We start from the raw sequence: 23,261 nt of genomic DNA, 5'->3' as shown, positions 1-23,261 counted from the left end.
GTCTATGAAGAATGAAATGCTAGCTTTGATTCTTGCCGGCGGGCAAGGAACTCGTCTTGGAAAGCTCACACAGAGTATCGCAAAACCTGCGGTACAGTTTGGCGGTCGCTATCGTATTATTGACTTCGCCTTGTCTAACTGTGCCAACTCCGGTATTCATAATGTCGGTGTCATTACTCAGTACCAACCACTCGCTCTGAACAGTCATATCGGAAATGGTTCTAGCTGGGGGCTCGATGGTATTAACTCAGGCGTGTCCATTCTTCAGCCTTATTCTGCGAGCGAAGGAAATCGTTGGTTTGAAGGTACCAGCCATGCGATTTACCAAAATATCGACTATATCGACAGCATCAATCCTGAATATGTCCTGATTTTGTCTGGGGATCATATCTACAAGATGGACTATGATGACATGCTTCAGTCTCACAAGGACAACAATGCCAGCTTGACAGTAGCCGTTCTGGATGTGCCTCTCAAAGAAGCCAGCCGTTTTGGCATCATGAATACAGATGCTAATAATCGGATTGTTGAATTTGAAGAAAAACCAGAAAATCCTAAGTCAACCAAGGCTTCTATGGGGATTTATATCTTTGACTGGCAGCGTCTGCGCAATATGCTAGTAGCTGCTGAAAAGAGCAATGTGGATATGTCTGACTTTGGTAAGAATGTTATCCCTAACTACCTTGAATCTGGCGAAAGCGTTTATGCTTATGATTTTGAAGGCTATTGGAAAGACGTTGGTACGGTAGAATCTCTCTGGGAAGCCAACATGGAATACATCAGCCCAGAAAATGCTCTGGATAGCCGCAATCGTCGCTGGAAGATTTATTCTCGCAACTTGATTTCTCCGCCAAACTTCATCAGTGAAAATTCCCATGTAGAAGATTCGCTGGTCGTTGATGGCTGTTTCGTTGACGGTACAGTAAAACACTCTATTCTTTCTACTGGTGCTCAGGTCAAAAAGGGCGCAGTCATTGAAGACTCTGTCATCATGAGTGGAGCTGTTATTGGCAAAGACGCTAAGATCAAGCGGGCCATTATCGGCGAAGGTGCTATCATCTCTGATGGTGTAGAGATTGATGGTACAGAGGAAGTATATGTTGTCGGATATAACGAGAAAGTGGGGGTACCAAAAGATGAAGATTGATAAATACTCAGCAATTTTAGGAAACACAGTCGGCTTCCATGATATGTCAACTCTGACAAATCATCGTCCAGTAGCCAGCTTACCATTCGGTGGGAAATACCGCTTGATTGACTTCCCGCTTTCAAGTCTTGCCAATGCTGGTATCCGCAGTGTCTTTGGTATCTTCCAGCAGGACAATATCAGCTCTGTCTTTGACCATATTCGTTCAGGCCGCGAGTGGGGTCTGTCTACTTTGCTTAGCCACTATTACCTGGGAATCTACAATACCCGTGTAGAAAGCTCTACAGTCGGTGAGGAATACTATGATCAGCTATTGACCTACCTGAAACGTTCTGGTTCCAACCAAACAGTTGCACTTAACTGTGATATCTTGGTTAATATTGACCTCAATCAAGTTTTCCATTTGCACAATACAACAGAACAGCCGATTACAGTTGTCTATAAGAAATTGCACAAGGAAAATATCTCAGATGTAAATGCTGTCCTAGATATTGATGAGACAGACCATGTCAGAGGGCATAAACTCTTTGATGGCCGAGAAGATGCTGAGCTCTTCAATATGTCCACAGACATCTTTGTGGTAGATACTCCATGGCTGATTGAAAAACTGGAAGAAGAAGCTAAGAAAGAGCATCCGCAAAAACTGCGCTATGTCCTGCGTGATTTAGCAACTCAGGAAGGGGCATTTGCCTACGAATATACAGGCTATCTGGCGAATATCTATTCTGTAGAGACCTACTACAGATCCAATATCGATATGCTTGAAAGTAAGAAATTCTACTCTCTCTTCAGTCCGAATCAAAAGATTTACACCAAGGTTAAGAATGAAGAGCCAACTTACTATGCTAAGTCTTCAAAAGTATCTCGCTCCCAGTTTGCGTCAGGAAGCATTGTGGAAGGTGAGGTCATCGATTCTGTGATTTCACGGAATACCAAGATTAAGACTGGAAGCAGTGTCAAACACAGTGTTCTCTTCCCTCGAGTGAAGGTTGGGGAAAAAGCAACTGTCGAGTATGCGATTGTGGACAAGGGTGTTGAAATTGGCGAAGGAGTGGTGATTCGCGGAACAGCAGAAGACCCAATCGTAGTCAAGAAGGGCCAAAAAGTTACAGAGGACATAATTCGATGAAGATTTTATTTGCAGCAGCAGAAGGAGCCCCATTTTCTAAGACAGGTGGTTTGGGAGACGTTATCGGCGCTCTCCCCAAATCTCTGGTCAAGGCTGGCCATGAAGTTGGTGTCATTCTGCCTTACTATGACATGACCCATGCCAAATTTGGCGATCAGGTGGAAGACCTTTTCTACTTTGAAGTCAGTGTTGGCTGGCGTCGTCAGTATGCTGGAGTCAAAAGGCTGGTCTTGAACGGTGTATCTTTCTATTTTATAGACAATCAGCATTATTTCTTCCGCGGCCATGTTTATGGAGACTTTGATGATGGTGAGCGCTTTGCTTACTTCCAGTTAGCAGCGGTAGAATTAATGGAGCGGATTGATTTCATTCCGGATGTTCTGCATGTTCACGATTATCATACGGCTATGATTCCTTTCTTGGTTAAGGAAAAATACCATTGGATTCAAGCATATCAGAATATCAAGACTGTCTTGACCATCCATAATCTGGAGTTCCAAGGTCAATTCCCTGACAGTATGCTTTGGGAACTGTTTGGTGTAGGCTATGAGCGCTATGCAGACGGAACTCTGCGTTGGAATGACTGTCTCAACTGGATGAAGGCTGGTATTCTCTATGCGGACCGAGTGACAACTGTATCACCAAGCTATGCAGGTGAAATCCGTACACCAGAATTTGGTTGCAATTTGGATCAAATCCTTCGGATGGAGTCCGGTAAGCTGGTCGGAATTGTCAACGGTATTGATACAGATATCTATAATCCAGAAACGGATCCGCTGCTAGCCCACCACTTTGACAAATCTGACTTATCTGGTAAACTAGAAAACAAGCGGGATTTGCAAGAGCGAGTTGGTCTACCTGTGCGTGACGATGTGCCGGTTGTTGGGATTGTTTCCCGTCTGACCCGTCAGAAAGGCTTTGATTTGGTAGTGGAAGAGCTGCACAATCTCCTCCAGGAAGATGTGCAGATTATCCTCTTGGGAACAGGCGATCCAGCTTTTGAGCAGGCTTTTGCTTGGTTTGGTCATGCCTATCCTGATAAGCTTTCAGCTAATATTCTTTTTAATGTGACCTTGGCTCAGGAGATCTATGCTGCCAGCGATATTTTCCTCATGCCAAGCCGTTTCGAGCCTTGTGGACTGTCACAAATGATGGCTATGCGCTACGGAACCTTGCCTTTGGTGCATGAAGTGGGCGGTCTGCGTGATACCGTAGAGCCTTACAATGCCTATACAGGACAGGGAACTGGCTTTAGCTTCAATAACTTTTCTGGCTACTGGCTGACTTGGACCTTCAAGGAAGCACTCAGGCTTTATGTCGATGACAAGGAAGCTTGGAAATCTCTGCAAGAGCAGGCGATGGAGAGAGACTTCTCTTGGGATACAGCTAGCCAGGCTTACAGTGATTTATATCAATCACTGCTGTAACATTTACTTTGGAATCAGTATAAGAAAATCCTCTCTTGCCCATGGGACAAGGGAGGATTTCTGTGAGAATTACATTTTTATATATTATCATACTGTATTGGAGCCCCTGTTTTTAGCTTGTGGCTGAAGTGAGTGCTTCCCATCTTGATTGAAAAAAAGTATTTCTACGTTTAAATCTGCTTCCCGCTATTAAGAAAGGGAGATAACCATCCACTATGGAACTAACAAAAGAACGTTTTATTAGAGATTTTAAAGATATTCTACATGAAAGACAGCTGATTAAGGTTGCTGATGCGACTTCAGTGGAGCTCTTTCAGGCTTTGGCCAGCACTGTCCGCAAGTATATCACGCCCCTGTGGCTGGAGCGCCGCAATCAGTTGATTGAGCAGCAGCAAAAGACAGCTTATTACTTTTCTATCGAGTTTCTTCCAGGACGCATGCTGGAAACCAATCTGCTCAACTTAGGTATCCTTGATACGGTCAAGGAAGGCTTTGCCGAGTTGGGAGTTGACTTTGAGGATGTTAAGAATGCTGAGTATGACATGGCCTTGGGCAATGGCGGTCTGGGCCGCTTGGCGGCTGCCTTTATGGACTCGCTGGCAACCACTGGCTATCCAGGATTTGGAAATGGGATTCGCTATCGCTATGGCCTCTTTAAGCAACGCATCGTAGATGGCTATCAGGTAGAAATTCCTGATGCTTGGTTTGGCAGTCTAGGCAATGTCTGGGAGACCCGTAAGGACCATGATACTGTTGATGTTAAAATCTTCGGAAATGTTTCCCTCCATGCCAATGAAAAAGGTCGGATTGTGCCTCTTTATGAGAATTCTAAAACCTTGCGGGCCGTTCCTTACGATGTGCCGCAGATTGGCTTTGGCAATGATAATGTCAATAATCTCCGGCTTTGGGATGTTGAAATTCCAGAGGAGTATGAACTGGACTATCCGACCATTGAAGCTCGTCGCCGGGTGCAAGACATCACTGCCATTCTCTATCCAGACGACTCTAGCTACGAAGGAAAAGAGCTGCGCTTGATCCAGGAATACTTCATGACCAGTGCAGGTCTGCAGACCATTATCAAATCCTACCTCAAGCAAGGTCGTCCGCTCAAGGATATTCATGAGAAGGTCTCAGTCCATATCAACGATACCCACCCAGCGGTTGCACCGGCTGAATTTATGCGTCTCTTGGTGGATGAGTACGACCTGGAATGGGCAGATGCTTGGAATGCTACGGTTAAAACCATGAGCTATACCAACCATACCATTCTGTCTGAGGCCTTGGAAAAATGGGATGCAGAGCTCTTTAAGAATGTCCTGCCGCGGGTTTATCAGATTATCCTAGAAATTGACAACCGCTATGTAGCTGAAATGGCTGGGCGTGGCCTTGATCCGCAAGTCATCGAAAACACTCGGATTGTCAAGGACAATCAAATCCACATGGCTCACTTGGCTATCATTGGTGGTCATTCAATCAATGGTGTTGCTAAACTCCACACCGAACTGCTCAAAGAAGACACCTTGCGTGATTTCTACAGCATTTACCCAGAGAAGTTTAATAACAAAACCAACGGGATTATCCAGCGCCGCTGGCTGCAAATTGCGGACCAGCCTCTGTCAGCTGAGATTGATAAGCTGATTGGTCAGGGTTGGAGAAGTGATATCCATGAGCTGCGTAAGCTTTTGGAATTCAAGGATAATCAGCAAGTGCTGGGCGATTTCTACCGAGTGAAGCAGGAAGCCAAGGCTCGACTGGCTGACTTCATCAAGGAATCAACAGGAGTGGAAGTCTCTACAGAAGCCATCTTTGATGTGCAGGTGAAACGCCTCCACGCTTATAAGCGTCAGCTGCTCAATCTGCTTCATATCATCAAGCTCTACTGGGACCTCAAGGACAATCCTGATAAGGATATGGTTCCTCGCGTCTTTATCTTCGGTGCCAAGGCTGCTCCAGGCTACCACTTTGCCAAGTCGGTCATCAAGCTGATCAATGAAGTGGCTAATCTGGTCAACAAGGATGAAAGCCTGCAAGGAAAACTCAAGGTTGTCTTCTTAGAAAACTACCGCGTCAGCCTGGCTGAGCTCATCATTCCAGCTGCGGATGTATCTGAGCAGATTTCTCTGGCTTCCAAGGAAGCATCTGGTACTTCCAACATGAAGTTTATGATGACAGGTGCCATTACCTTGGCTACTCTGGACGGAGCCAATATCGAAATCAAGGACGAGGTTGGTGACGACAACATTGTCATCTTCGGGATGGACAAGGACCAAGTTTACGAGCACTATGCACGCCATGATTATTACTCACGCGGTGTCTATGAGAGCAATCCAGACATTCGTCGAGTGGTCGATACCTTTGTCAATGGCACCATTCCAAACGTCCGTGAAGAAGGCTCAGAAATCTACGAAGCCCTCATCACCCACAATGATGAATACTTCCTCTTGGAAGACTTCCATGCCTATGTAGAAGCTCAAGAGAAGATTGATGCTCTCTATCGTGACAAAAAAAATGGGCCCGCATGAGCTTAATCAACATCGCTACATCTGACAAGTTTACCTCAGACGATACCATTGAGCAATATGCCAAGGAAATCTGGAACTTGGAGAAATAATACTCTTCAGAAAACGTGAATATTGAGAGATTGGGACCTGGGTCTCAGTCTCTTTTACTATCTATCTACCATCTTGTCTAGAAATATGCTATAGTAGAGAAAGTATGAGAGTCTAACGTTTAGAAAAGCAGGGTAAGCAAGCATGAAAGACTACACCATTTTTTATCAACAATTAACAACTCCTTTTCGCAGTCGCCCTCAGTGGCTGAAAGGGCTGGTTTACTTCAATCGGGGAATGACCCTCTTCATACCTATTGTTTATGGTCTCGTTCTAATCAGTGCCTTTCTGACAGAAGGATGGAAAGGGCTGCTTGCTTTTTGCTTCCTGCCAGCTATCGGATTTGGCCTGTTGTCAGCTATTCGTAAACGACTGAATCAAGCACGCCCGTATGAAAAATGGGCTATTCAACCCTTGCTGGCCAAGGATACATCAGGCAAGTCCATGCCCAGCCGCCATGTCTTTTCGGCTACAGTGATTTCCATGTGCCTGCTCTACTTTTTCTGGTTGCCGGGGATCCTCTGCCTCTTGCTTTCAGCAGGGCTGGCTGTAGTGCGCGTGATTGGCGGAGTGCACTATCCAAAGGATGTGCTGGTCGGATATCTTTGCGGCATTTGTTGGGGAGCTTTACTCTTTTTACTATAAAAGGCTTGCTTTCAGCAGAGAGTAGACAAAGGACTTCCAGCTATATTATAATAGAAGCAGTAACAACCGTTTCGACACCAAGGATTGTTCCTTGTTGGCTCTAAAAAATATTTAAGGAGAAAACTATGTCAGAACCATTATTTCTACAGTCTGTGATGCAGGAGAAGATTTGGGGCGGCACCAAGCTGCGCGATGTCTTTGGCTATGAGATTCCCAGCGAACATGTAGGGGAGTACTGGGCTATCTCGGCTCATCCTAATGGTGTGTCAATCGTCAAGAACGGACGCTTTGCCGGTCAGAAGTTAGATGCGCTCTATGCCGAACACCGGGAGCTTTTTGGCAATCGTCCAGAACCTGTCTTTCCGCTTTTGACGAAGATTTTAGATGCCAATGACTGGCTCAGTGTTCAGGTCCATCCTGATGATGCCTATGGACTGGAGCACGAAGGGGAGCTTGGTAAGACTGAATGCTGGTATGTCATTGCTGCAGACGAAGGAGCAGAGATTATTTATGGTCATAATGCCAAGAGTAAGGAAGAGCTGCTCCAGCAGATTGAGAGCAAGGACTGGGACCATCTCCTGACTAAAATCCCAGTTAAGGCTGGCGATTTCTTCTATGTACCAAGTGGCACCATGCATGCCATTGGCTCAGGGATTCTGATTTTGGAGACTCAGCAGTCCAGTGACACAACCTACCGTGTCTATGACTTTGATCGCAAGGACGATGCTGGCAATCTTCGTGAGCTGCATTTAGAGCAGTCGATTGACGTTCTGACTATCGGTGAGCCAGCCAATAGCCGTCCTGTTACCATTCAGGCAGATAGTTTGACTTCTACTCTTTTGGTGGCCAATGACTTCTTTGCTGTTTACAAGTGGGATATCGCTGGTTCGGTTAATTTTAAAAAGACAGCAGACTATAGCTTGGTCAGTGTCTTGGAAGGTGTCGGTGAGCTAGAAGTTGGTGGAGCTGTCTACCAAATCGAAAAAGGAGAGCATTTCATCCTGCCTAGTGATGTTACAGAATGGACCTTGTCTGGGGATTTGCAGCTGATTGTCAGCCATCCATAATCATAGAAAATTCAAGAGCAAATAATCACTTTGCTCTTTTTTCTTTTAAAAATATAGGAAATAAGTAAAATTCTAGCTAGTTTCTTCTTATTTACATAGCAGAATAGTTTGTATGTTGATAATTATTTAATTGATTTTGGTAAAAAATTTTATATAACAAAAGAAAAAAACAAAAAACGCTTACAATGGTGGCAAAAGATTGACTATTCGATATTTTAGGAGTAAACTAAGGAAGTAATTTAAAAAATATTAAGGAGAAGTCATCATGAATTTAACATTTTTAGGACTTTGTTTTGCCTGCTTTGGCGTATCAATTGCTGAAGGTTTGATTATGAGTAATTTATTTAAGGCAGCGTCTCGTCAGCCAGAAATTATCGGTCAATTGAGAAGCCTCCTAATCTTGGGAATTGCCTTTGTCGAAGGTACTTTCTTTGTAACGCTGGCTATGGCCTTTGTTATCAAATAAGAAAGAATTCTCTTTAGAAAAGGGGGTGTCATCTGTTGGAAGAAAGTATCAATCCAACTATCAATGTCGGTCCTGTGACCTTTGATTTGACCCTGCTGGCCATGACCCTGCTGACGGTGCTTGTAACTTTTGGATTTGTTTATTGGGCAAGTCGAAAGATGACGATTAAGCCGTCACGAAAGCAGAATGCTCTGGAATCTGTCTATGACTTTGTCATGGATTTTACCAAGGGAAATATTGGCGAGCATTATATGAAGAATTATTCGCTCTTTCTATTCTCCCTCTTTCTTTTCGTAGTGGTGGCTAATAACTTGGGATTGATGGCTAAGGTTCAGACAACCAATGGCTTTAATCTCTGGACATCGCCGACAGCCAATCTCGCTTTTGACTTAGGATTCTCTCTTTTGGTGACGATTTTCTGTCATGTGGAAGGAGTCCGACGTCAAGGGATAAAAGGATATCTAAAAGGTTTTGTGACTCCGGGTATCATGACACCCATGAATATCTTGGAAGAATTTACCAATTTTGCTTCTCTAGCCTTGCGGATTTATGGAAACATTTTTGCAGGTGAGGTACTGGCTGGCTTGCTCCTCATGTGGGCAAATCAAGCGGCTTATTGGTATCCGATTGCCTTTATTATGAACATGGTTTGGACTGGTTTTTCCGTTTTTATCTCCTGTATCCAAGCCTATGTTTTTACCATGCTAACATCTATGTATCTTGGTAAAAAGATTAATGGTGAGGTAGAATAAAAAGAAAGGATAGAGAAAATGAATATAACCATAGGTGAAATTATTGGCAACTTTATCTTGATTGCCGGCTCCTTTCTTCTTTTAGTATTTCTCATTAAGAAGTTTGCTTGGGGCAATATTATCGGGATTTTAGATCAGCGTGCTCAAAAGATTTCAGACGATATTGACGGTGCGGAAGCGGCCCGTAAGAAAGCTGAAGACTTGGCGCAAAAGCGTGAGGAAGCTCTTGCAGGCAGTCGGGTCGAAGCAGTTTCTATCGTTGAGACAGCTAAGGAGACAGCTGAGAAGAACAAGGCTGGAATCCTAGCTGATGCAGCAGAAGAAGCAGGGCGCTTGAAGGCTAAAGCCAATCAGGAAATTGCCCAAAACAAGGCAGAGGCTATGAGCAGCATCAAAGGAGAAGTAGCTGATTTGACTGTGACTCTGGCCAGTAAGATTCTGAGCCAGGAGCTGGATAAGGAAGCTCAAAGCGAGCTCATTGACCGCTATATCAAACAGTTAGGAGATGCCTGATGGATAAGAAGCAATATGCAATCATTGAGAAATATGCTTTGCCTTTTGTTCAGACGGTCTTTGAAAAAGGTCAGCAAGAAGATGTTTTTGAAAAACTGAGTCAGATTAAGGCTGTTTTCGCGGAGACCGGCCTTGCTGACTTTTTGTCACATATCGGCATCAGTGACCATGAGAAAGAGAAGAGTCTGCGGCTCTTTCAAAACTCAGGCTCCCAGCTGCTTGATAATCTGATTGAAATCGTCATTCTCAATCATCGTGAGGACCTCTTTTATGAGATTGTGCTGGAGAGTCAGCACCAGCTTGAAAAGATCAGCAATGAGTTTGAGGTGACGCTGCGCTCTGTTCAGCCTTTGACAGCCAGTCAGAAGGAGAAGATTCGACCGGTTATTGAGCAGAAGATGGGCCTAAAAGTCCGCTCGCTCAAGGAAGAATTGGACAGCAGCTTGATTGGCGGCTTTGTCATCTCTGCCAATAACAAAACAATTGATGCAAGCATCAAACGTCAATTGCAAGTCGTAAAAGAAAAATTGAAATAGAAAGTGGTGTGAATTTTGGCGATTAACGCACAAGAAATCAGCGCTTTAATTAAGCAACAAATTGAAAATTTCCAGCCAAATTTTGACGTCACAGAAACAGGGGTCGTCACTTATATTGGTGATGGAATCGCGCGTGCTCATGGTCTGGATAAGGCTATGAGCGGAGAGCTGTTAATCTTTGAAAATGGCTCTTATGGTATGGCGCAAAATTTAGAGTCAACCGATGTTGGGATTATCATCTTGGGAGACTTTACAGACATTCGTGAGGGAGATACCATTCGCCGGACTGGCAAAATCATGGAAGTTCCTGTGGGCGAGGCCTTGATTGGGCGGGTTGTTGATCCGCTGGGTCGTCCTGTAGATGGACTTGGTGACATTGTCACGGATAAGACACGCCCGGTTGAAACACCAGCTCCGGGTGTCATGCAGCGTAAGTCAGTATCTGAGCCTTTGCAGACAGGTCTCAAGGCTATTGATGCCTTGGTTCCAATTGGCCGCGGCCAGCGGGAGCTGATTATCGGGGACCGTCAGACTGGGAAGACGACCATTGCCATTGATGCCATCCTGAACCAAAAAGGTCAGGATATGATTTGTATCTATGTGGCAATTGGTCAGAAAGAATCTACCGTTCGTACGCAGGTAGAAACGCTGCGTCAGTATGGTGCTTTGGACTATACGATTGTCGTGACAGCCTCTGCTTCACAGCCGTCGCCTTTGCTCTTCCTGGCGCCTTATGCTGGTGTAGCGATGGCAGAAGAGTTCATGTATAATGGCAAGCATGTTTTGATTGTCTATGATGACTTGTCCAAGCAGGCTGTGGCTTACCGTGAACTGTCTCTCCTGCTCCGTCGTCCGCCAGGCCGTGAGGCTTTTCCAGGAGATGTTTTCTATCTGCATAGCCGTCTCTTGGAGCGTTCAGCCAAGGTTTCTGATGAGTTGGGTGGTGGTTCGATTACAGCTCTGCCATTTATTGAAACGCAGGCAGGAGACATTTCAGCCTATATCGCGACCAACGTGATTTCAATCACTGATGGACAAATTTTCCTCAGCGATAGCTTGTTCAATGCTGGGGTACGTCCGGCCATTGATGCAGGTTCTTCTGTATCACGAGTTGGTGGCTCTGCCCAAATCAAGGCTATGAAGAAAGTAGCCGGAACCTTGCGTATCGACCTGGCTTCTTATCGGGAGCTTGAGGCCTTTACTAAGTTTGGTAGTGATTTGGATGCGGCAACGCAGGCCAAGCTCAATCGTGGCCGCAGGACTGTAGAAGTTTTGAAGCAGCCGATTCACGAGCCGCTGCCGGTTGAAAAGCAGGTAGTGATTCTCTATGCTTTGACCCATGGTTTTTTAGACAGTGTGCCAGTAGACGATATTCTGCGCTTTGAGTCAGAATTATTTGCCTATTTTGATGCACATCAAGAAAGCATTTATGAAACCATTCGGACAACGAAAGACCTTCCAAGTGAGGAAGTCTTGGATGCTGCCATTACTGAGTTTATAGACCAGTCTAGCTTCAAATAAGAATAGAGGTGTCAGATGGCAGTTTCATTAAATGATATTAAAAATAAAATTGCATCCACGAAAAATACCAGTCAAATCACCAATGCCATGCAGATGGTTTCTGCTGCTAAGCTGGGAAAATCTGAGGAAGCAGCTAAGAACTTTCAGGTCTATGCCCAGAAAGTGCGTAAGTTAGTTACAGATATGCTGCATGGCCACGAGGCTGAAAATGCTCATCATCACTCGATGTTAATCAGTCGGCCAGTTAAGAAATCAGCCTATATCGTCATTACTTCTGACCGCGGTCTGGTAGGTGGCTATAATGCGACCATCCTTAAGGCTTTGATGGAGCTGAAAGCTGAGTACCATCCAACTGGAGAGGACTTTGAAGTCATCTGTATCGGAAGTGTCGGTGCTGATTTCTTCCGAGCTCGGGGCATTCAGCCAGTTTATGAGCTGCGTGGCCTTGCAGACCAGCCTAGTTTTGATGAGGTCCGTAAAATTATTAGCAAGACCATTGAGATGTATCAGAATGAGCTCTTTGATGAGCTCTATGTCTGCTATAACCACCACGTCAACAGTCTGACCAGTCAGATGCGGGTGGAGCAGATGCTGCCAATCATTGACTTGGACCCTAATGAAGCTGATGAAGATTATACGCTGAATCTGGAACTGGAATCCAGTCGGGATTCTATCTTGGACCAACTGCTACCCCAATTTGCAGAGAGCATGATTTACGGTGCCATTATTGATGCCAAGACGGCGGAGAATGCTGCCGGTATGACTGCTATGCAGACAGCGACAGACAATGCTAAAAAGGTCATCAGTGATTTGACTATTCAGTATAACCGCGCTCGGCAGGCTGCCATTACGCAGGAAATTACTGAAATCGTGGCGGGTGCAAGTGCCCTAGAATAAGGCCACAAATGAATTAGAAATTAAACGAGGGAAAAAACATGAGCTCAGGCAAAATTGCTCAGGTTATCGGGCCGGTCGTAGACGTTGCGTTTGCTGCTGGAGACAAGCTACCTGAGATAAATAATGCACTTGTAGTCTATAAAAATGATGAGAAAAAATCAAAAATCGTCCTTGAAGTAGCTCTTGAGCTTGGTGACGGTGTGGTGCGGACCATTGCCATGGAGTCGACTGATGGCTTGACGCGTGGTTTGGAGGTCTTGGATACTGGCCGTCCGATTTCTGTGCCAGTCGGCAAGGAAACTCTGGGCCGGGTGTTCAATGTCCTAGGAGACACTATTGACTTGGATGCGCCTTTTGCAGAGGATGCAGAGCGCCAGCCGATTCATAAAAAGGCACCGACCTTTGATGAACTATCGACTTCATCCGAAATCCTGGAAACAGGGATCAAGGTTATCGACCTTCTAGCACCTTATCTGAAAGGTGGGAAGGTTGGACTCTTTGGTGGTGCCGGAGTAGGGAAAACAGTCCTGATTCAGGAATTGATTCACAACATTGCCCAAGAGCACGGTGGGATTTCTGTCTTCACAGGTGTTGGTGAACGGACGCGTGAAGGGAATGACCTCTACTGGGAAATGAAAGAGTCTGGCGTTATCGAAAAGACCGCTATGGTCTTTGGTCAGATGAATGAGCCGCCAGGAGCTCGGATGCGGGTTGCTCTTACCGGACTGACCATCGCGGAATATTTCCGTGATGTGGAAGGTCAGGACGTGCTGCTCTTTATTGACAACATCTTCCGCTTCACGCAGGCTGGTTCGGAAGTATCTGCCCTCTTGGGCCGCATGCCATCAGCCGTTGGTTACCAGCCAACACTTGCGACAGAGATGGGACAGTTACAAGAGCGGATTACCTCAACTAAGAAAGGTTCCGTTACTTCTATCCAGGCTATCTATGTGCCAGCGGATGACTATACTGACCCAGCGCCAGCGACAGCTTTTGCTCACTTGGACTCTACGACCAACCTAGAACGGAAATTGGTTCAGCTGGGGATTTATCCAGCCGTGGATCCCTTAGCTTCCAGCTCGCGTGCCCTTTCACCAGAGATTGTCGGAGAAGAGCACTATGCAGTGGCAGCAGAGGTTAAGCGGGTCTTGCAACGTTATCATGAATTGCAGGATATCATTGCTATCCTTGGTATGGACGAGTTGTCTGACGATGAGAAGACTTTGGTTGCACGTGCGCGGCGGATTCAGTTCTTCCTGTCACAGAACTTCAACGTGGCGGAGCAATTTACCGGCCAGCCAGGTTCCTATGTGCCAGTAGCTGAAACGGTTCGTGGCTTCAAAGAAATCCTTGAAGGTAAGCACGATAAGCTGCCAGAAGACGCCTTCCGTGGCGTAGGCTCCATCGAGGATGTATTGGCCAAGGCTGAGAAAATGGGATTCTAAGAGGTGAATGATGGCTCAAATGACAGTACAAATCGTGACACCGGATGGTCTTATTTATGATCACCATGCTGCATTTGTTTCCGTAAAGACCATTGATGGTGAGCTGGGGATTTTGCCCCGCCACATCAATACCATCGCTGTTTTAGAAGTAGATCAGGTCAAGGTGCGCCGGATTGATGATGACAAGCATATCGACTGGATTGCGGTTAATGGCGGAATCATTGAAATTGCAGATAATGTCATTACTATTGTGGCGGACTCAGCTGAGCGTGAGCGAGATATCGACATTAGTCGGGCTGAGCGTGCTAAGCTCCGAGCTGAGCAAGAAATTGAAGAAGCACATGATAAGCATTTGATTGACCAAGAACGCCGGGCTAAGATTGCCCTGCAGCGGGCGATTAACCGGATCAATGTCGGAACAAGATTATAAGAAGTTATTTTGCCTAGATTGATGGAAGTCATCCTTCATCTGACGAGATTTGGTTTCTTGAATACAAACTGAATACGAAAAACTGAGGCAGGTCTGTCTCAGTTTTCTTTTCCAAAGAAAAAGGGAAGGACTGTTTAGTTCGTCCTTGACTGGAGTCTTGTGGTATAATAAAAGTTATGGTAGAAGTTATTTTTAAATTATGCAGTCATTTGCTCTTTATTTTCTTTGCCTTTCATCTGCTGTCAACGGTTGTTGAGTGGGAGAGGTTTTTCAAGGTTAATGCCGAAAATGCGATGAAGATTCGCTTTTTGATTCTCTTGTTCAGTATTGCCTTGGGCTATTTAGTCAGCCTTTTCTTCATTGGTATTTACGATATGAGCCGGGCGATTTTTAATGGTACTTTATAAGGTCATATTTTTGATTTTATGGTATGATAGTATGGATGATTTTAAAAATTTAGAGTAAGGAATCGGTATGGAAAAAATTATTATTCAAGGTGGAGATAATCGCTTGGTCGGAAGGGTCAAGATTGAAGGAGCAAAAAATGCGGTGCTGCCTCTCTTGGCAGCAACAGTCTTGGCTAGTGAGGGCCAGTCTGTTTTGAAAAATGTTCCGGTCTTGTCTGATGTCTTTACTATGAACAATGTGGTCCGCGGTTTAAACACTCAGGTGGATTTTAATCAGGAAGAAAATACAGTTGTTGTGGACGCCACTCAACCTCTGTCAGAGGAGGCGCCATATAAATACGTCAGCAAAATGCGGGCGTCTATCGTTGTTTTGGGTCCAGTCCTGGCTCGTAATGGTCACGCTAAGGTTTCCATGCCAGGCGGCTGTACGATTGGCAGTCGGCCTATTGACTTGCACCTAAAAGGTCTTGAAGCCATGGGCGCTCAGATTACCCAAACAGCGGGTTACATCGAAGCGAAGGCAGAGCGGCTCAAGGGGGCCCACATTTACATGGACTTTCCCAGTGTGGGAGCAACGCAAAACATCATGATGGCTGCAACACTGGCTCAAGGTACGACAGTGATTGAAAATGCTGCTCGGGAGCCTGAAATCGTTGACCTAGCTCTCTTTTTGAATGAAATGGGAGCCAAGGTCAGAGGAGCAGGTACTGAGACTCTGACTATTGTTGGAGTGGATCAGCTGCGCGGGGCTAAGCATAATGTGGTTCAAGACCGTATTGAAGCAGGAACTTTTATGGTTGCTGCAGCTATGACCAGCGGTGACTTGCTGATTGAGGATGCCATTTGGGAGCACAATCGTCCCCTGCTTTCCAAAATGCAGGAAATGGGAGTGGAAGTGACAGAGGAAGATGAAGGGATTCGGATTCGTTCTGATGTTTCGAAGCTGAGACCAGTTTCGGTCAAGACCCTTCCTTATCCGGGCTTCCCTACCGACATGCAGGCTCAGTTTACGGCGCTCATGGCCATGGCCAAGGGCGAGTCTACGATGATTGAGACCGTCTTTGAGAACCGCTTCCAGCATCTAGAGGAAATGCGTCGGATGGGGTTGCACTCTGATATCATGCGTGACACAGCTCGCATCTGGGGCGGCGGCAGTCTTCAGGGAGCTGAAGTCATGTCAACAGACCTCCGGGCCAGTGCGACTTTGATTCTGATGGGCTTGATTGCTGAAGGCGAGACTAAGGTCAGCAAGCTTGTACACTTAGACCGAGGCTACTATAAATTCCATGAGAAATTGGCAGCCTTGGGAGCCAAAATGAAGCGTGTAAAGGAAGAAGACGATGAGTGAAAATCTTAAATATTTAGGGCGACAGATTGGCCTTGTTTTACTGGTTCTCTTGGTAGCCGTGATTCTCTTTTTCGTGGCTTTGATGATTGGTTATAATGTTATAGGAAACGGTAAGGGCTCTATCTGGTCACCAGAAACCTGGCAAGAATTAATCGGGAAGTTTACTGGAAACTAGCTCCTAGTTGAAAAGACTGGCTGAAATGAATCCAGTTTGCTAAGTTGAAAGAAAGAAGATGAAAAGAAAGACTAGTCAGAAAAGGAATTCTAAGAGCCTGCAAGGCTGGGCTGGGTTGACTCTAGCCTTGATTTTGGCTCTGGCTGGCTATTTCTGGGGACAGGATGGTCAGCAGCCACTTCAGAGTCCAAATTCAGAAATCAGGGTTGGGCAAGTCCAAGATCAGGGCACCCCTAGCCAGGAACTGGCTGAGAGCGTTCTGACGGATGCTGTCCGAGCTCAGCTCAAAGGCAGCATTGAATGGAATGGAGCTGGCGCCTTTATCGTGAATGGAAATAAGACAGACTTGGATGCGGGGATTTCTAGTAAGCCCTACGCTGACAATAAGACCAAGCTTGTTCAAGGGAAAACCCTTCCGACGGCGGCGAATGCCTTTTTATCCAAGTCTACCCGCCAATACAAAAAACGGGAAGAAACTGGAAATGCCAACACTTCATGGGTACCGGCAGGCTGGCATCAACTCAAGAACCTCCCTGGTGAGTACAATCATGCTGTGGACCGAGGACATCTCTTGGCTTATTCGCTGATCGGTGGTTTGAAGGGCTTTGATGCCTCTACCAGCAATCCTGCCAATATCGCTGTGCAGACAGCCTGGTCCAACCAAGCCAATGAAGCGGACTCAACAGGGCAGAATTACTATGAGACAAAGATCCGGAAGGCTTTGGATAAGAACAAGCGGGTGCGCTACCGGGTAACCTTGATTTATGCCACGGAGACGGATTTAGTACCGGTTGGGTCTCATCTAGAGGCCAAGTCCAGCGATGGCAGTCTGGAATTCAATGTCTTTATCCCGAATGTGCAAAAAGGGATTCGTCTGGACTATAATAGTGGCAGGATCAGTCTGGATAGAGGTTCTTAATTTGATACTCAAAAATGGATTTGCAAAGAGTATTTATTAGAATGAAAAGAAATGGTTGCAGATTTGTAGTCATTTTCTTTTATACTAATAGAATAGAAAGAAGGCTAATTTTTCAGCCTTCTTTAAGAAAGCGGTGGTAAAATCAACGTTCTCTTACAATCTAGTAAAGGAGGTTGCAATGGGACTTATTTTTAAAAGCATCCGGTTCCTCATGCGTCTGATTGGGCGCGTGGTTTGGGGCCTTGCCTGGTCCTTTGTCCTGAGCTTTATGGTTATTGTCGGAATTTTCTATTTTACCACTTCGACAGAGCCGGGCACCGAGGGACTGACGCAGGCTGTTCAGACAGCTGTTGGCAGAGTGGATCAATTTTTAAATCACCAAGGCATTTCCACGGGGCTTCACAGCAGTGAGGAAACACAGACGGATCAGCTGACAGATGAGCATGCAACAACAGGGGCTCGTTGGGATCAGCCAAGCGCCACGATTTATATTGATACAAATAATGAAACCTTCCGTTCAGCCTATAAGGAGGCCATTGATTCTTGGAATCAAACAGGTGCCTTCACCTTTCAAATCATCAATGATAAAGACAAGGCGGACATTGTTGCGACGGAGATGAACGATGGCAACATCAGTGCAGCTGGTGAAGCTGAGTCGCAGACCAATCTCTTAACCAAGCGGTTTACCCATGTCACGGTTCGCCTTAATAGTTACTACTTGCTGGACAGTCGCTATGCCTATTCTCATGAGCGGATTGTCAATACAGCAGCGCACGAATTGGGCCATGCTATCGGATTAGACCATAATGAGGAGGAATCAGTGATGCAGTCAGCAGGCTCATTTTACAGTATCCAGCCCACAGATATCCAGGCTGTAAAAGACTTGTATCAATCGTAAGCCTATGTTAAAATCTATTTTTTACTTGATTCGACACTTTCCAGAGCAAGTTTTTCTCTTTGTTTTTAACTCAGGAATCTTTGTCTGGTTATGGAAAAGCGGCAATGAGATTGCCAACCAGCTAGGAGTGACAGCAGCTTGGGAAAATCATGTTCCAGCGCCCATTCAGGTCTTCTTCGGTCAGAATATTGAGGCAGTTCAGGGATTTTTTCACAATTCCGCCTTTATGTGGCTAGTCGGGTCCATGATTATCCTTCTGGTTATTCGTCTGATTAAGGGAATGATTAAATTTGTTGTCTTTGCGGTTCTGATTCTGCTGGGAATTTATCTGATTTTGCAGAATCAATTCATTCTCAATAGTTTTATGTAAGGCAGTCAGGTATGGCTGTCTTTTTTCTTTTGGGGAGCTGAGTTCGCTTTCTCTTGAATTCTGATAGCTGTGCTTCTGGAAATCTGCTATAATGGTCTTATGATTATTTTACAAGCAAGCAAGATTGAGCGCTCTTTTGCAGGGGAGCTTCTTTTTGACAATATTAACCTGCAGGTGGATGAGGGTGACCGGATTGCTCTCGTCGGTAAAAATGGAGCTGGGAAGTCAACTTTGCTCAAGATTTTGGTGGGCGAGGAAGAGCCTACTTCTGGTCAGATTAATAAAAAACGAGATCTTTCCCTGTCCTATCTGGCACAGGACAGCCGCTTTGAGTCGGAGAATACTATCTACGATGAGATGCTGCTGGTCTTTGATAGTCTGCTTCAGCAAGAGAAGCGCTTGCGGCAGATGGAGCTGCAAATGGGAGAATTGTCAGGGGAAGATCTGACTGCTCTCATGACCCAGTATGACGAGCTTTCAGAGGATTTTCGCCAGAAAGGTGGTTTTACCTACGAGGCCGATATTCGAGCTATTTTGAATGGCTTCAAGTTTGACCAGTCCATGTGGCAGATGAAGATTTCTGAACTGTCAGGCGGTCAGAATACCCGTCTGGCTCTGGCCAAGATGCTTTTGGAAAAGCCAGAACTGCTGGTCCTGGACGAGCCGACCAACCATTTGGATATCGAGACCATTGCCTGGCTAGAGACTTACTTAGTCAACTACAGCGGTGCCCTGATCATCGTCAGCCACGACCGTTATTTCCTAGACAAGGTTGCGACCATCACGCTGGATTTGACCAAGCATTCCTTGGATCGCTATGTGGGTAATTACTCTAGCTTTGTGGTCCAAAAGGAGCAGAAGCTAGCCACTGAAGCTAAGAACTATGAAAAGCAACAGAAAGAAATCGCTGCGCTGGAGGACTTTGTCAATCGCAATCTGGTTCGGGCTTCCACAACCAAGCGGGCTCAGTCCCGTCGCAAGCAGCTGGAAAAGATGGCGCGTTTGGACAGGCCGGAGACCGGCAATCGCTCGGCTAATATGACCTTCAAATCGGATAAGGTTTCAGGCAATGTTGTTCTGACCTTGGAAGACGCAGCTATTGGCTACGGCGAGGAAGTCCTGTCGGAGCCGATTAACCTTGACATTCGCAAGTTTAATGCGGTAGCTATTGTCGGACCAAATGGGATTGGAAAGACGACCTTGATTAAATCACTAATCGGTCAAGTGCCCTTCATCAGAGGCAAGGAGCAGTTGGGAGCTAATGTGGAAGTGGGCTACTATGACCAAACCCAGAGCAAACTGACTGCCAGCAACACGGTACTTGACGAGCTATGGAATGACTTCAAGCTGACGCCAGAGGTCGAAATTCGCAATCGCTTAGGCGCTTTCCTCTTCTCGGGAGACGATGTCAAGAAGTCTGTCGGCATGCTATCAGGTGGAGAGCGGGCGCGGCTACTTCTAGCCAAGCTGTCTATGGAAAACAACAACTTCCTCATCCTAGACGAGCCGACCAACCACCTGGACATTGACAGCAAGGAAGTGCTGGAAAATGCCCTGATTGACTTTGACGGCACCCTGCTCTTTGTCAGCCATGACCGTTACTTTATCAACCGCGTGGCCACACAGATTATTGAGCTCTCTGAGACAGGCTCCACCCTTTATCTGGGTGATTATGACTACTACCTAGAGAAAAAGGCAGAGCAGGAAGCCTTGCGTGAGGAGACGGAGCAGACTAGTCCTGACAAGCCAGCACCTGCTAATGACTATCAGCTTCAAAAGGAAAACCAGAAAGAACAGCGCCGTTTGGCCCGTCGCTTAGAGCAATTAGAAGCGCAAATCGAGGACTTGGACAGCCAGATCAGTCAGCTTCAGGAAGCCATGGAGGAAACCAACGACACCGCTGAACTCATGGAGAGCCAGAAGCAAATTGACCAGCTGACTGCTGCCCAAGAAGAAGCCATGCTAGAATGGGAAGAACTGGCGGAGAAGGTGTAGGAGTATGCAGTTTCTGTGAGAAATGAGCTCCCCAGAGCTCAGAATGCTTAATTTACATGCGAAATCAGCCAAAAAAGAGTAAAAAACGAATTTTTACATGTGTTCTGAGATTTTTTCGAGGAAAATAAACTATTCTTCATGCAATCTAAGTTCTTTTAGAGAAAAGTCAGTCCGTCAGATTTTCTGAAAAGTTATTTTGGAGCAAAATGACTCTGTCAGATTTTCTGACGGTTGGTCTGAGAGCAAATCCCGAACTTTCTGTTTTCTGACGAGTTCTTTTAGCAGAATTTGCCTTTTCTGACTTTCAGCCGATAAGATTTTGACGAAAAGAGCCTCGTCTGAAAATAAAATCCGAACAAGGGGCGGTGAAGGTAGTTTTGAAAGAGCGACTAGGGAAGCGAAACAGCAATTAAAGGAATTTAAGTGGTAAACAAATGGAAGATTTAGGCAAAGTTTTTCGTGATTTTCGTTTAAATGGACATTATTCATTGAAGGAAGCGGCGGGTCAGGTTTGCTCGACTTCTCAGCTGTCTCGTTTTGAGCTGTGTGAGTCGGACATGACCCTCTCGAAATTTTTAGATCTCTTGGATAATATTCATGTGACCCTTGAAAATTTTATAGACAAGGCACGGAATTTCCAGCAGCATGAGCACGTGGCCATGATGGGTAAGATTATCCCTCTTTACTACTCAAATGACATCAAGGGATTTCAAGACTTGCAAGCGGAGCAGTTGGAAAAGGCCAAGGCCAGCAGTGCGCCTCTTTACTATGAGCTGAATTGGATTTTGATGCAGGGCTTGATTTGTCAGCGAGACAGTCAGTTTCGCATGAGGCAAGAGGATTTAGATAAGGTGGCTGATTATCTCTTCCAAGTGGAAGACTGGACCATGTATGAGCTGATCCTATTTGGTAATCTCTATAGCTTCTATGATGTGGACTACGTCTACCGTCTGGGCAAGGAAGTCATGGAGCGGGAGGACTACTACAAAGAAATTGGTCGCCATAAGAGACTAGTCTTGATTCTAGCTCTCAATTGTTACCAGCATTGTTTGGAAAGTCGTTCTTTTGATAAGGCTAGTTATTTCGAGTCTTATATAGAGAAGATTGTTGGCAAAGGCATCAAACTCTATGAACGCAATGTGTTCCTTTATCTAAAAGGTTTTGCAGCTTATCAGAAGGGGCAGAAGAAGCAGGGAATCAAGCAAATGCAGGAAGCCATGCACATCTTTGAAGTGCTGAATTTACCTGAGCAAGTCGCCTATTATCAAGAGCACTTCGATAAGTTTGTAAAAGTATAATTTCCCAAATATGGGAAAAATAAAGAACTTCCCTCCATTCCTGATACAATAGTTTCAGAAATGGAAGGAGGTATTTTTATGAATCGACAGGCGGCGCAGCTGATTACACGGGCTGCTATTAATAAAATTGGAAATATGCTTTATGACTATGGGAATAGCATCTGGCTTGCTTCTTTGGGAGCTCTGGGACAGACGCTCTTGGGCATTTATCAGATATCGGAGCTAGTCACTTCCATCTTATTCAATCCTTTGGGGGGAGCCATTACGGACCGCTTTTCCAGACGTAAGGTGCTAATGGTAACGGACTTGATTTGTGCTGGACTTTGTCTGCTGATTTCTTTTATTTCTAATGACCACCTCATGATTGGAGCGCTGATTTTTGCCAATGTGGTTCAGGCTATAGCCTTTGCTTTTTCTAGGCCAGCTAATAAGTCTTATATTACCGAAATTGTGGACAAGGAAGACATCGTGGCCTACAATTCTCATCTGGAATTGGCCTTGCAGGTTATCAGTGTCTCAGCTCCAGTTTTGTCTTTTATCGTGATGCAGTATGCAAATCTGCGCATGACTCTTCAGCTGGATGCCCTTAGCTTCTTTCTGGCTTTTGCCTTGGTTTACTTTCTGCCGAATCATGAGCCAAGCAAGCAGAAGTCTCCCATCAATCTTGGCAATATTCTGGGAGATATCAAGGAAGGTTTAGTTTATATCCGTCAGCAAAAAGAAATCTTCTTTATGCTCTTGGTAGCTTCTGCAGTTAACTTTTTCTTTGCGGCCTTTAATTATCTATTGCCTTTTACCAATCAGCTCTATGAAAAGACGGGATCTTATGCAAGCATTCTGAGTTTGGGTGCTATAGGCTCAGTCATTGGAGCTATTCTAGCCAGCAAGGTTAAGGCCAGTATGGGCAATTTACTTGTAGCCCTGCTATTGACCGGTGTTGGAGTCGCAGTCATGGGCGTCTCTGCTTTGCTACCGGTTCATCCCTATTTTTCTTATTCTGGTAATCTTATCTGTGAGCTCTTTATGACTGTGTTCAACATTCATTTCTTCAGCCAGGTTCAGACCAAGGTGGACAAGCAGTATCTAGGCCGCGTTTTCTCAACGATCTACACGCTGGCAATTCTTTTCATGCCTCCCGCGACTTTTCTAATGACTGTTCTGCCGAGTGTCCACACCCTTTCCTTTCTTCTGATTGGTTTCGGAGTGATGGGATTGGCTTTGATTTCCTACCTTTATCAAAAGAGAATACAAAAAGACTAGGCTGGAG

22 protein-coding genes and 1 pseudogene are annotated in these 23,261 nt (G+C 45.5%); all 23 read left to right on the top strand.

Annotated elements, in window-relative coordinates; genetic code table 11:
- Positions 1-4 precede the first annotated feature (4 nt).
- Complete coding sequence (locus tag MK370_RS03805; protein ID WP_004187682.1) at positions 5-1,147, top strand: glucose-1-phosphate adenylyltransferase; 1,143 nt, start codon at positions 5-7, stop codon at positions 1,145-1,147.
- Complete coding sequence (gene glgD / locus MK370_RS03800; protein ID WP_268684219.1) at positions 1,137-2,276, top strand: glucose-1-phosphate adenylyltransferase subunit GlgD; 1,140 nt, start codon at positions 1,137-1,139, stop codon at positions 2,274-2,276. Before MK370_RS03805 ends, glgD begins: the two co-directional genes overlap by 11 nt.
- The gene (gene glgA / locus MK370_RS03795) at positions 2,273-3,703 is read left to right on the top strand and encodes a glycogen synthase GlgA (protein ID WP_268684218.1); all 1,431 of its coding nucleotides are present in this window, start codon (positions 2,273-2,275) and stop codon (positions 3,701-3,703) included. Before glgD ends, glgA begins: the two co-directional genes overlap by 4 nt.
- A 215-nt stretch (positions 3,704-3,918) precedes the next feature.
- Positions 3,919-6,314, top strand: a pseudogene (locus MK370_RS03790) (glycogen/starch/alpha-glucan phosphorylase).
- 142 nt (positions 6,315-6,456) lie between these two features.
- Positions 6,457-6,957: a phosphatase PAP2 family protein gene (locus MK370_RS03785; RefSeq protein ID WP_268684217.1), complete on the top strand. Its 501-nt coding sequence runs from the start codon at positions 6,457-6,459 to the stop codon at positions 6,955-6,957.
- A gap of 125 nt (positions 6,958-7,082) precedes the next feature.
- A complete protein-coding gene (manA, locus tag MK370_RS03780; protein WP_268684216.1) occupies positions 7,083-8,024 on the top strand; it encodes a mannose-6-phosphate isomerase, class I in 942 nt (313 codons plus the stop codon).
- A 265-nt stretch (positions 8,025-8,289) separates the two neighbouring features.
- The gene (locus MK370_RS03775) at positions 8,290-8,490 is read left to right on the top strand and encodes a F0F1 ATP synthase subunit C (RefSeq protein ID WP_006596628.1); all 201 of its coding nucleotides are present in this window, start codon (positions 8,290-8,292) and stop codon (positions 8,488-8,490) included.
- Between the two features lie 35 nt (positions 8,491-8,525).
- Positions 8,526-9,242, top strand: a complete 717-nt coding sequence (gene atpB / locus MK370_RS03770; protein ID WP_268684215.1) for a F0F1 ATP synthase subunit A — start codon at positions 8,526-8,528, stop codon at positions 9,240-9,242.
- Between the two features lie 18 nt (positions 9,243-9,260).
- On the top strand, positions 9,261-9,755 hold the full coding sequence (gene atpF / locus MK370_RS03765) for a F0F1 ATP synthase subunit B (protein WP_268684214.1): 495 nt from the start codon (positions 9,261-9,263) through the stop codon (positions 9,753-9,755).
- Complete coding sequence (locus MK370_RS03760) at positions 9,755-10,291, top strand: F0F1 ATP synthase subunit delta (protein WP_268684213.1); 537 nt, start codon at positions 9,755-9,757, stop codon at positions 10,289-10,291. The genes atpF and MK370_RS03760 overlap by 1 nt, the downstream gene beginning before the upstream one ends.
- Before the next feature lie 15 nt (positions 10,292-10,306).
- Entirely contained in the window at positions 10,307-11,812 is a 1,506-nt protein-coding gene (gene atpA / locus MK370_RS03755; protein WP_002895997.1) for a F0F1 ATP synthase subunit alpha, read from the top strand.
- 15 nt (positions 11,813-11,827) lie between these two features.
- Complete coding sequence (locus MK370_RS03750) at positions 11,828-12,709, top strand: F0F1 ATP synthase subunit gamma (protein WP_268684212.1); 882 nt, start codon at positions 11,828-11,830, stop codon at positions 12,707-12,709.
- Positions 12,710-12,747: 38 nt separating this feature from the next.
- A complete protein-coding gene (atpD, locus tag MK370_RS03745) occupies positions 12,748-14,154 on the top strand; it encodes a F0F1 ATP synthase subunit beta (RefSeq protein WP_002895993.1) in 1,407 nt (468 codons plus the stop codon).
- A 7-nt stretch (positions 14,155-14,161) separates the two neighbouring features.
- Positions 14,162-14,584, top strand: a complete 423-nt coding sequence (locus MK370_RS03740; protein WP_002900740.1) for a F0F1 ATP synthase subunit epsilon — start codon at positions 14,162-14,164, stop codon at positions 14,582-14,584.
- Positions 14,585-14,760: 176 nt separating this feature from the next.
- Complete coding sequence (locus MK370_RS03735; protein ID WP_268684211.1) at positions 14,761-14,991, top strand: DUF1146 family protein; 231 nt, start codon at positions 14,761-14,763, stop codon at positions 14,989-14,991.
- A gap of 67 nt (positions 14,992-15,058) precedes the next feature.
- Entirely contained in the window at positions 15,059-16,339 is a 1,281-nt protein-coding gene (gene murA, locus MK370_RS03730) for a UDP-N-acetylglucosamine 1-carboxyvinyltransferase (RefSeq protein ID WP_268684210.1), read from the top strand.
- Positions 16,332-16,514, top strand: a complete 183-nt coding sequence (locus MK370_RS03725) for a DNA-directed RNA polymerase subunit beta (protein WP_002917490.1) — start codon at positions 16,332-16,334, stop codon at positions 16,512-16,514. The genes murA and MK370_RS03725 overlap by 8 nt, the downstream gene beginning before the upstream one ends.
- Before the next feature lie 58 nt (positions 16,515-16,572).
- Positions 16,573-17,433, top strand: coding sequence for a DNA/RNA non-specific endonuclease (locus MK370_RS03720; RefSeq protein ID WP_268684209.1), 861 nt, complete (start codon positions 16,573-16,575; stop codon positions 17,431-17,433).
- A gap of 178 nt (positions 17,434-17,611) precedes the next feature.
- Positions 17,612-18,331 carry a matrixin family metalloprotease gene (locus MK370_RS03715; RefSeq protein WP_002904157.1) on the top strand — a complete coding sequence of 240 codons (720 nt, stop codon included), beginning with the start codon at positions 17,612-17,614 and terminating at the stop codon, positions 18,329-18,331.
- 4 nt (positions 18,332-18,335) lie between these two features.
- Entirely contained in the window at positions 18,336-18,701 is a 366-nt protein-coding gene (locus MK370_RS03710) for a hypothetical protein (RefSeq protein WP_268684208.1), read from the top strand.
- Between the two features lie 99 nt (positions 18,702-18,800).
- Entirely contained in the window at positions 18,801-20,696 is a 1,896-nt protein-coding gene (locus tag MK370_RS03705; RefSeq protein ID WP_268684207.1) for an ABC-F family ATP-binding cassette domain-containing protein, read from the top strand.
- A 434-nt stretch (positions 20,697-21,130) separates the two neighbouring features.
- Positions 21,131-21,994: a MutR family transcriptional regulator gene (locus MK370_RS03700; protein WP_268684206.1), complete on the top strand. Its 864-nt coding sequence runs from the start codon at positions 21,131-21,133 to the stop codon at positions 21,992-21,994.
- A 78-nt stretch (positions 21,995-22,072) separates the two neighbouring features.
- Entirely contained in the window at positions 22,073-23,254 is a 1,182-nt protein-coding gene (locus tag MK370_RS03695) for an MFS transporter (RefSeq protein ID WP_326845071.1), read from the top strand.
- Positions 23,255-23,261: the final 7 nt, after the last annotated feature.

Source organism: Streptococcus sanguinis (assembly GCF_026781265.1).
GTDB lineage: Bacteria > Bacillota > Bacilli > Lactobacillales > Streptococcaceae > Streptococcus > Streptococcus sanguinis_T.
This window is presented reverse-complemented; position numbering and strand designations above follow the sequence as displayed.

What these genes read in the sequence shown, in the direction of transcription:
- MK370_RS03805 (WP_004187682.1), top strand. Translation starts at nt 5, where the DNA reads ATGAAGAATGAAATGCTAGCTTTGATTCTTGCCGGCGGGCAAGGAACT.
- glgD (WP_268684219.1), top strand. Translation starts at nt 1,137, where the DNA reads ATGAAGATTGATAAATACTCAGCAATTTTAGGAAACACAGTCGGCTTC.
- glgA (WP_268684218.1), top strand. Translation starts at nt 2,273, where the DNA reads ATGAAGATTTTATTTGCAGCAGCAGAAGGAGCCCCATTTTCTAAGACA.
- MK370_RS03785 (WP_268684217.1), top strand. Translation starts at nt 6,457, where the DNA reads ATGAAAGACTACACCATTTTTTATCAACAATTAACAACTCCTTTTCGC.
- manA (WP_268684216.1), top strand. Translation starts at nt 7,083, where the DNA reads ATGTCAGAACCATTATTTCTACAGTCTGTGATGCAGGAGAAGATTTGG.
- MK370_RS03775 (WP_006596628.1), top strand. Translation starts at nt 8,290, where the DNA reads ATGAATTTAACATTTTTAGGACTTTGTTTTGCCTGCTTTGGCGTATCA.
- atpF (WP_268684214.1), top strand. Translation starts at nt 9,261, where the DNA reads ATGAATATAACCATAGGTGAAATTATTGGCAACTTTATCTTGATTGCC.
- MK370_RS03760 (WP_268684213.1), top strand. Translation starts at nt 9,755, where the DNA reads ATGGATAAGAAGCAATATGCAATCATTGAGAAATATGCTTTGCCTTTT.
- MK370_RS03750 (WP_268684212.1), top strand. Translation starts at nt 11,828, where the DNA reads ATGGCAGTTTCATTAAATGATATTAAAAATAAAATTGCATCCACGAAA.
- atpD (WP_002895993.1), top strand. Translation starts at nt 12,748, where the DNA reads ATGAGCTCAGGCAAAATTGCTCAGGTTATCGGGCCGGTCGTAGACGTT.
- MK370_RS03740 (WP_002900740.1), top strand. Translation starts at nt 14,162, where the DNA reads ATGATGGCTCAAATGACAGTACAAATCGTGACACCGGATGGTCTTATT.
- MK370_RS03735 (WP_268684211.1), top strand. Translation starts at nt 14,761, where the DNA reads ATGGTAGAAGTTATTTTTAAATTATGCAGTCATTTGCTCTTTATTTTC.
- murA (WP_268684210.1), top strand. Translation starts at nt 15,059, where the DNA reads ATGGAAAAAATTATTATTCAAGGTGGAGATAATCGCTTGGTCGGAAGG.
- MK370_RS03725 (WP_002917490.1), top strand. Translation starts at nt 16,332, where the DNA reads ATGAGTGAAAATCTTAAATATTTAGGGCGACAGATTGGCCTTGTTTTA.
- MK370_RS03720 (WP_268684209.1), top strand. Translation starts at nt 16,573, where the DNA reads ATGAAAAGAAAGACTAGTCAGAAAAGGAATTCTAAGAGCCTGCAAGGC.
- MK370_RS03715 (WP_002904157.1), top strand. Translation starts at nt 17,612, where the DNA reads ATGGGACTTATTTTTAAAAGCATCCGGTTCCTCATGCGTCTGATTGGG.
- MK370_RS03710 (WP_268684208.1), top strand. Translation starts at nt 18,336, where the DNA reads ATGTTAAAATCTATTTTTTACTTGATTCGACACTTTCCAGAGCAAGTT.
- MK370_RS03705 (WP_268684207.1), top strand. Translation starts at nt 18,801, where the DNA reads ATGATTATTTTACAAGCAAGCAAGATTGAGCGCTCTTTTGCAGGGGAG.
- MK370_RS03700 (WP_268684206.1), top strand. Translation starts at nt 21,131, where the DNA reads ATGGAAGATTTAGGCAAAGTTTTTCGTGATTTTCGTTTAAATGGACAT.
- MK370_RS03695 (WP_326845071.1), top strand. Translation starts at nt 22,073, where the DNA reads ATGAATCGACAGGCGGCGCAGCTGATTACACGGGCTGCTATTAATAAA.